Origin of the sequence: Kitasatospora sp. NPDC056446, from assembly GCF_042796115.1 — a bacterium.
GTDB lineage: Bacteria > Actinomycetota > Actinomycetes > Streptomycetales > Streptomycetaceae > Kitasatospora.
Map to the genome: position 1 here is coordinate 16,244 of NZ_JBHTRF010000012.1, position 8,804 is coordinate 25,047.

General features: G+C 75.4%; 4 protein-coding genes. All 4 read right to left on the bottom strand.

The window, feature by feature from the left end:
- Nucleotides 1-6: 6 nt before the first annotated feature.
- Entirely contained in the window at nt 7-1,122 is a 1,116-nt protein-coding gene (locus tag ACFQ6N_RS10930; RefSeq protein ID WP_380648442.1) for an acyl-CoA dehydrogenase family protein, read from the bottom strand.
- Entirely contained in the window at nt 1,115-1,396 is a 282-nt protein-coding gene (locus tag ACFQ6N_RS10935; RefSeq protein ID WP_380648443.1) for an acyl carrier protein, read from the bottom strand. Before ACFQ6N_RS10935 ends, ACFQ6N_RS10930 begins: the two co-directional genes overlap by 8 nt.
- A 79-nt stretch (nt 1,397-1,475) precedes the next feature.
- Nucleotides 1,476-2,345: a 3-hydroxyacyl-CoA dehydrogenase family protein gene (locus ACFQ6N_RS10940; RefSeq protein ID WP_380648444.1), complete on the bottom strand. Its 870-nt coding sequence runs from the start codon at nt 2,343-2,345 to the stop codon at nt 1,476-1,478.
- Nucleotides 2,346-2,362: 17 nt separating this feature from the next.
- Complete coding sequence (locus ACFQ6N_RS10945; protein WP_380648445.1) at nt 2,363-8,785, bottom strand: type I polyketide synthase; 6,423 nt, start codon at nt 8,783-8,785, stop codon at nt 2,363-2,365.
- Between the last annotated feature and the right edge of the window lie 19 nt (nt 8,786-8,804).

The following is an 8,804-nucleotide window of genomic DNA, read 5'->3' on the forward strand; positions in this document are numbered from 1 at the left end:
GCCCGCTCACCGTGCCCCCGGAGCGGAGAGGGCGTGCTGTGCCAGCATCAGCCGGCACAACTCGTTGCTGCCCTCGATGATCTCCATCAACTTGGCGTCCCGGTACGCCCGGGCCACCGCGTGCCCGTCCCGGGACCCGGCCGAGGCCAGTACCTGGACGGCCGTCGCCGCGCCCCGGGCGGCCTGCGTCGCGCTGACGTGCTTGGCCAGGACGGTCGACACCACCTGGTCCGGCGACCCTTCGTCCCAGCAGCGGCTGGCGTGCTCGCAGACCCGCGAGGCCACCTGCTCGGCCGTGTAGAGGTCGGCGAGGTGCCCGGCGACGAGCTGGTGCTCCGCGAGCGGCCTGCCGAACTGCTGCCGCCCCGAGGCGTGCGCGGTGGCCGCCGCCAGACAGGCCCGCAGGATGCCCACGCACCCCCAGGCGACGGACATCCGCCCGTAGGCCAGCGCGGTCGTCACCAGCAGGGCGGGCGGCAGTCCGTGACCGCCCAGGACGCTGTCGGCCGGCAGCCGCACCCCGTCGAGGTGGACGTCCGCGTGTCCGGCCGCCCGGCAGCCGAGCGGGTCGGCGATCCGCTCGATCCGGACGCCGGGTGTGTCGGCGGGCACCACGACGGCCACCGCGCCGTCCTCGTAGCGGCCGACGATGACCAGCAGGTCGGCGTAGTGGGCGGCGGTCACCCACTTCTTGTGCCCGTCGACGACGACCGCGTCGCCGTCGCGGCGGACGGTTGTCGTCATCGCCGAGAGGTCGCTGCCGGCGCCGGGCTCGCTGAAGCCGACCGCCGCCAGTCCGCCACCGGTCAGCCGGGGGAGGAAGGCGGCCGACTGCTCGGCGGTGCCGAGGCGCTGGATGGTCCATGCCGCCATGCCCTGGGAGGTCATCACGCTGCGCAGCGAGCTGCACAGGCCGCCCACGTGGGCGGTGTACGCACCGCTGCGCGTGCTGCTGAGCCCCCAGCCGCCGTACTGCTCCGGGACTTCGGCGCACAGCCGGCCCTCCGCGCCCAGTTCGCGGAGCAGGTCCAGCGGGATGAGGCCGGTCCGGTCCCACTCCCCCGCCTGGTCGCCGACCCGCAGGGCGACGGAGGTCATGGCGCTGTTCAGGTCCTCACCCATTCCGGCCCCCGGCGGCGGGCACCCGGAGCCGGCCCACCAGCTCCGCCATCCGGCGTACGGTGCGGAAGTTGTCCAGCCGCAGGTCCGCGCCGCGGACGGCGATGGCGTAGGTCTTCTCCAGGTGCACCACCACCTGCATGGCGAACAGGGACGACAGGCCGCCGGCCTCGAACAGGTCGGTGTCGGCGTCCCAGGCGGTTCCGGTGTGTCCCTCCAGGAATCCCAGCAGTTCCTTCTCCAGGTCGTGGGTGTCGGGCGTGTTCGCTGTGGTCATGGCCGTCTCCTCGTCGGGGTGATCAGGTGTGGTCGGGGTGGTCAGGTGTGGTCGGGGTGGTCAGGTGTGGTCGGGGTGGTCAGGTGTAGTCGTAGAAGCCGCGCCCGGACTTGCGGCCCAGCCGGCCCTCGCGGACCAGCCGGAGCAGCAGTTCGGCGGGGCGGCAGCCGTCGTCGCCGGTGCGTTCGTGGAGCACGGTGAGGGAGTCGACGAGGTTGTCGATGCCGATCAGGTCCGCGGTGCGCAGCGGGCCGGTGGGGTGTCCCAGGCAGCCCTGCATCAGGGCGTCGACGTCTTCCGCGGTCGCCGTGCCCTCCTCCACGACCCGGGCCGCGTCGTTGATCATCGGGTGCAGGATGCGGCTGGTCACGAAGCCGGGTGCGTCCCGGACGACCACCGCCCGCCGCCGCAGCGCCGTGAGCAGGGCCGCCACGGCGGCCATCGCCGGGTCCCCGGTCTTGGCGCCGCGGACCACTTCGGCGGTGCCGATCAGGTAGGGCGGGTTCATGAAGTGGGTGCCGACCAGGTCCTCCGGGCGCTCCACCGCCCCGGCCAGTTCGTCGACGGGGATCGAGGAGGTGTTGGTGATCAGCAGGGTTCCGGGCCGGACCAGTCCGGAGACCTCGGACAGGACGGCGGCCTTGATCGCGGCGTTCTCGGTGACCGCCTCGACGACGGCGGTGGCTTCGGCGGCGGCCTTGAGCGAGGTGCCGGTGGCCAGGGCGCCGAGGGGCGTCCCGGCGGGCAGGGCGCCCATCAGCTCGGCCAGCCGGAGGTCGCTGTGGATCAGGTCCGTGGCCCGGTCGAGCCGTTCCCGGTCGATGTCGACCAGGTGGACCGGCAGGCCGTGTCCGAGGGCGAGGACGGTGATGCCGACGCCCATCACCCCGGCTCCCAGCACGGTGAGGGCGTGGCGCGGGGGGGAATCGTCGTACGGGGCCGTGGTCAACGGGATCTCCTTCGGTTTCACAGGTCTTCGGGGGTGCGGAGGGTGGTGGCGAGCCAGTCGGCGACGGCGTCGCCGGTGGTCGCGACATGCTGTTCCATGAGCGAGAAGTGGTCTCCGGGAACGTCGACGACGGTGTCGGCGCCGGCCCAGGTCGAGCGCCAGTCACCGGCGTCGGCGGACGGGCGGCCGAGCGGGGTGGAGGCGCGGACCAGCAGCAGCGGGGCGCGGACCGCCGGGGGTTTCCAGTCGTCGAGCAGACGGAAGTAGCCGCCCATCGCGGTCAGCCTGGTCCCGTCCATCGGGGCCGCCCGGTCCTCGCGGTCGAACATGCCGCCCAGCAGGACGTCGTTGAACTGGGTGATGCCCTGGTTGTCGGAGAGGTAGGTGTCCAGCAGCACCACGGCCGCCGGGCCCTCGCCGCGCTGCTCCAGCGCGGCGGCCACTCCGTGGGCGAGCGTGCCGCCGGAGGAGGAGCCGGCCAGGACGAGCGTCCGTCCGGGCAGTTCCCGGAGCAGTGTCGTCGCCTGGAAGTCCAGCAGGGCCGCCATGTCGGCGGGCAGTTCCTCCTCGGGGGCGAATCCGGGGGCGTCCAGGGCCGCGACGGCGTAGCGGTCCCGGAAGCGGGCGGCGAAGCGGGCGTACTGGTGGGCACCGCCGAGGGCGACGATGGAGCCGAAGCAGACGAGTACGGGGGCGTCGGCGCGCTCGTTCAGGCGCAGCAGCCGCGGCCCGGCGCCGGCGGCCGCGAGGTCGCTGCCGCTGGGGAAGGCCGGGCGCAGGGCGGAGGCGTGCTTGAGCAGGGCGATGCCGTCGTCGATCCGGCCGAGTTCGCAGGCCCGGCGGAACAGCACGCTCACCGGGTCGGTGTCGGCGCCGTCGGTTCCGGTCGCGGCGGCTCCGGTTGCGGCGGTTCCGGTTGCGGGTGCCGTGTCGGGCCGGGGGGTGTCGTCCGTCCGGGCCTCGGCGGCGAGGCGCTCCGCGAGCACGGCGGGGGTGCCGCTGTCGAAGACGGCGGAGGGCCGCAACCGCAGTCCGGTGGCGGCGGCCAGCCGGTTGCGGAGCTCGACCGCGGTCAACGAGTCGAATCCGACGGAGAGGAAGGGCACCGTCGCGGACAGCGCCCCGGAGTCGGTGTGGCCGAGGACTTCGGCGGCCTGGGCGAGGACGATGTCGAGCAGGACCAGCCCGCGTTCCTGGGCGTCGGCGGCGGCGTCGAGCCGTTGCCGCAGCGCCGCAGCGGCGGTCGGCGTCCCCTTCGCTCCGGTCGTCGCGCTCGGGCCGCGCCGGACCAGCGAGCGCAGCATCGGGTGCACCGGGCCGTCGCCGCGCACGGTGAGGTCGAGGTGGGCCAGGACGACGGGGCTCCCGTCCCCCGGCGGGGCGGCGTCCGGGGCGCACACCGTGTCCAGCAGGGCCATGGCCTCCTCGTCGGAGAGGCCGCGGGCGCCGCGCCGGTCGATGCGCCGCCGGTCGGCGTCGCCGAGCTCCGCCGTCATCCCGCTCGCCCGCTCCCAGGGGCCCCAGGCCAGGGACAGGCCGGGGAGCCCGAGCCGTCGGCGTTCCGCGACGAGGGCGTCGAGGGCGGCGTTGGCGGCCGAGTAGGACGCCTGGCCGGGGCTGCCCAGCACGCCCGCGGCGGAGGAGAAGACGACGAACGCGGACAGGTCCGCTCCCCGCGTCAGCTGGTCGAGGTGCCGAGCGGCGTCGAACTTGGGCCGCAGGACGGCGGTCATCCGCTCCCCCGTCAGCCCGTCCAGCAGACCGTCGTCGAGCACTCCGGCGGTGTGGACCACGGCGCACAGCGGATGGCGTTCGGGGATGGCCGCCAGGGCGGCGGCCAGGGCCTGACGGTCGGACACATCACAGCTGACGGCGGCCAGTTCGGCTCCGGCCTCGGCCAGCTCCGCCGTCAGCTCCGGCATGCCGGGGGCATCGGCGCCGCGGCGGCTCAGCACGAGGAGGTGGCGTACCCCGTGCGCGGCGACCAGGTGGCGCGCCAGGACGGCCGCGAGGGCGCCGCCCCCGCTCACCAGTACCGTCCCTTCGGACGGCCCGAACGGGCCGGCCGGCCGGGTCTCGGTGGCCGTGGCGGTGGTGGCGGTGTCTGTGGCGGTGGCCCTGGTGGCCGTGGCGGTGATGGCCGGCGGGCGTACCAGTCGGGGCGCGTACAGGACGCCACCGCGCAGGGCCGCCTGCGGCTCGCCCGTGGCGAGGAGCTCGGCGAGCGCGTCGCCGAGACCGTCCGGGTCCGGCCCTTCGGTGTCCAGCAGCACGAACCGGTCGGGGTGTTCGAGCTGGGCGGCTCGGAGCATGCCCCAGACAGCCGCCGCACCGAGGTCCGTCGGCTGCGGCCGCGCGCCGAGCGGGCCGGTCGCGCCCCGGGTGAGCACCACCAGGGGCGTACGGGCGGTGGTGTCGTCGGCCAGGTGGGCCTGGAGGCGCTCCAGGACCCCGGACGCGACCGCGTGCACCGCCGCCGGGTCCGCGTCCCGGGCGGAGGCGTCCGCGGCCACGGTGTCGGCGGACGCGCCGTCTGCGGTCACGCCGTCCGTGGTCACGGTGTCGGCGGACGGGGGGCAGGTCAGCAGCATCGCGTCGGGTGTCGCGGACGGGGGTTCGGTGGGCAAGGCGGCCGGCAGCAGCCGCTCGTCCTGCGGGCCGAGGAGGCCCCAGCGGGTCACCGGGCGCGGGCCGGGCCCGGCAGTGACCGGCGTCCAGCCGACGTGGAAAACGGAGTCGGAGGAAGCCCGCAGTGCGGCGGTGGACGCCGTGCGCAGGGTGAGCGAGCCGACCGTCGCCACCGTGCGCCCCGAGGGATCGGTGATGCGCGCGGTGACGGCGTCCGGGCCGTCGGGGCGCAGCCGGACGCGCAGGACCGGCGCGTCGGAGGTCTCGATCGCGACGCGCTGCCAGGAGAACGGCAGGGGGACGCCGTCGGCGGGCTCCGCCGTCGCGGCGCCTTCGCGCAGACCGGTCGTCTGGAGGGCCGCGTCCAGGAGCGCCGGGTGCACGCCGAAGCCGCCCGCTCCGCCGGCGGGGAGGCCGTCGGGCAGGGCTACTTCGGCGTGGATCGCGTCCGCGGTGCGCCATGCGGCGCGCAGGCCCCGGAACGCCGGGCCGTAGGCGACGCCCCGGGTTTCGAGCAGCCCGTACAGTTCGTCCACGTCGAGGGGGACGGCGTCGGGCGGGGGCCAGGTGCCGGCCGGTTCGGTCGTGTCGTCCCGGTCGGCCGAAGGGTCCAGGTCGACTGAGGGGTCCGGGTCGGCCGAGGGGTCCAGGGGGCCGACCGCGCCGGTCGCGTGCCGGGTCCAGGGCCGGTCGGCGGAGCCGGGGGCGGCCTCGGGCCGGGAGTGGAACTCCACCGGGCGCCGTCCCGTGCCGTCTTCGGCGCCCACCCGTACGCGCAGTTGCACGGCCTGGTCGTCGGGCAGCAGCAGCGGGGCGGCGAGGGTCAGTTCCTCCACGAGGGCGCAGCCGAGGCTGCGGCCCACGTGCGCGGCCAGCTCCACGAGGGCCGCGCCGGGCAGGATCACGGTTCCGGCCACGGCGTGGTCGGCGAGCCAGGGGTGGGTGGCCAGGGAGAGCCGGCCGGTGAAGAGGGTGCCCGCGTCGTCGGGCAGGTCGACCGCCGCGCCGAGCAGCGGGTGGTCCGCGGCGGACTGGCCGGCGGCCGCCTGGTCCCGCTCGGCCGGCAGGGCGTCGAGCCAGTAGCGGCGTCGTTGGAAGGCGTAGGTGGGCAGGTCCACCCGCTGGGCGCCGGTTCCCGCGAACAGCCGCTCCCAGTCGACGCGCAGGCCCCGGACGTGTGCCTCAGCGAGCGCGAGCTGGAGTCGGCGGAGCCCTCCGGCCCCGCGCCGCAGGGTGTCGAGCACCAGCGTCTCCGGGGCGCCCGCGTCGGCGGCGGTGTCCTCGATCGCGTACATCAGGGCGGGCTGGGGGCCGGCCTCGATGAGGACGCGGTGCCCGGCTGCGAGGAGCGAGCGGGTCGCCCGCTCGAACTCGACGGTCTGCCGGATGTTGCGGTACCAGTACTCGGGGCCCAGGGACGTCGTGTCCAGCAGGCCGCCGGTCACGCTGGAGTAGTAGGGCACCGTACCCGCGAGGGGGGTGATCCCGTCCAGGTCGGCGAGCAGGCGCTCGCGGATCCGCTCCACGTGCGAGGAGTGCGACGCGAAGTCGGTTTCGATGCGGGTCGCCCACACCCCTTCCTCCAGGAGTTCCTCCACCAGGGCCGTGACCGCGTCGGCGTCGCCCGACACCGCCACCGATGACGGGCCGTTCACCGCCGCCACCGAGAGCCGGCCCGCCCACGGGGCGAGGCGCTCCCGGGCCACGTCCACCGGCAGGGGCACCGAGGCCATCCCGCCACGGCCCGCCAACGCCCCCACCGCGCGGGAACGCAGCGCGACCACCCGGGCCCCGTCCTCCAGGCTCAGGCCGCCCGCCACCACGGCGGCGGCGATCTCGCCCTGGGAGTGGCCGACCACCGCGTCCGGTACGACGCCGAACGAGCGCCACACCTCCGCCAGCGACACCATCACCGACCACAGCACCGGCTGCACCACGTCGACCCGCGCCAGCAGCGCCTCCGAACCCAGCGCCTCCGCCAACGACCAGTCGACGTAGGGCGCCAGCGCCCGCCCGCACTCGGCCATCCGTTCCGCGAACACCGCCGATTCGGCCAGCAGCTCCGCGGCCATCCCCACCCACTGCGATCCCTGACCCGGGAACACCAGCACCGAACGGCCCGGGGGCAGCCCGTTGCCGACCGTCACGCCCGCCGCTCGCGCGCCCCGCGACAGGGCGGCGACACCGGCCAGCAGTTCGTCCCGGTCCGCCCCCACCACCACCGCGCGCTCCGCGAACCGCGAACGCCCCGCCGCCAGCGAATGGCCGACGTCCGTCACGCTCAGGCCCGGTTCCGCCACCACCCGCTCGTACAGCGCCGTCGCCTGGGCGCGCAGCGCGTCCGGAGTACGCGCCGACAGGATCCAGGGGACGGCGGCGGGCACCGGTTCCGGCGTGGCGGGCCCCTCGGGAGCCGCCGGGTCGGCCGGGGCCTGTTCGAGGATGACGTGGGCGTTGGTGCCGCTGGCGCCGAAGGAGGACACCCCGGCCCGGCGCGGACGTCCCGTCTCCGGCCAGGGGGCGGCCTCGGTGAGCAGGGAGACGGCTCCCTCGGTCCAGTCGATCTGGGGCGAGGGACGGTCGACGTGCAGGGTGCGCGGCATCACGCCGTGCCGCAGCGCGAGCACCGACTTGATCACTCCGCCGACACCCGCGGCGGCCTGGGTGTGGGTCAGGTTGGACTTCAGCGAGCCCAGCCGCAACGGCCGCCCGGCGGGCCGGTCCTGACCGTACGTGGCCATGAGCGCCTGCGCCTCGATGGGGTCGCCGAGGACGGTGCCGGTGCCGTGCGCCTCCACCATGTCGACCTCGGACGGGTCGAGTCCGGCACGGGCGAGCGCCCCGTTGATGACGCGCTGCTGCGCGGGCCCGTTCGGCGCGGTCAGCCCGTTGCTGGCGCCGTCCTGGTTGACGGCCGAGCCGCGGATGACGGCCAGGACGGGGTGCCCCGCGCGCCGGGCGTCCGAAAGCCGTTCCAGCAGGAGCAGGCCCAGGCCCTCCCCGAACCCGGCTCCGTCCGCCGCGGACGAGAAGGACTTGCTGCGCCCGTCGGGTGCCAGGCCGCGCTGGCGGCTGAACCCGACGTACAGGCCGGGGGTGGACATCACGGTCACCCCGCCGGCCAGGGCGAGGGTGGTGTCGCCGGAGCGCAGCCCCTGGCAGGCGAGGTGGACGGCGACCAGGGAGGACGAGCAGGCGGTGTCCAGGGTGACCGCCGGGCCTTCCAGGCCCAGGGTGTAGGCGATCCGGCCCGAGGCGACGCTGGGGATGGTGCCGGTGCCGAGGAAGCCCTCCACTTCGTCGGGCACCCGGCCGAGCCGGGACCCGTACTCGCTGTAGATCACCCCGGTGTAGACGCCGGTGCGGCTGCCGCGCAGGGTCGCCGGGTCGATGCCCGCGCGTTCCACCGCTTCCCAGGACGCTTCCAGCAGCAGCCGTTGCTGCGGGTCCATGGCCAGGGCCTCGCGCGGCGAGATACCGAAGAAGCCGGGGTCGAAGCCGGTCGCGTCGTGGAGGAAGCCGCCTTCCCGGACGTAGAAGGTGCCGGGGGCGTCGGGGTCGGCGTCGAAGCCGCCCTCGACGTCCCAGCCGCGGTCGGTGGGGAACGGCGAGACCGCGTCGCGTTCCTTGACCAGCAGCTCCCACAGGTCTTCCGGGGTGCGTACGCCGCCGGGGTAGCGGCAGCTCATCGCCACGATGGCGATGGGCTCGGCGGAGTCGTCGCGGAGCCGTCGGTTCTCCTGCCGCAGGCGCTGGTTGTCCACCAGCGAGGCGCGCAGGGCGGCGACCACCTGGTCCGTGTCGGTGGGCATGGGGTCGGGCTTCTCCTTC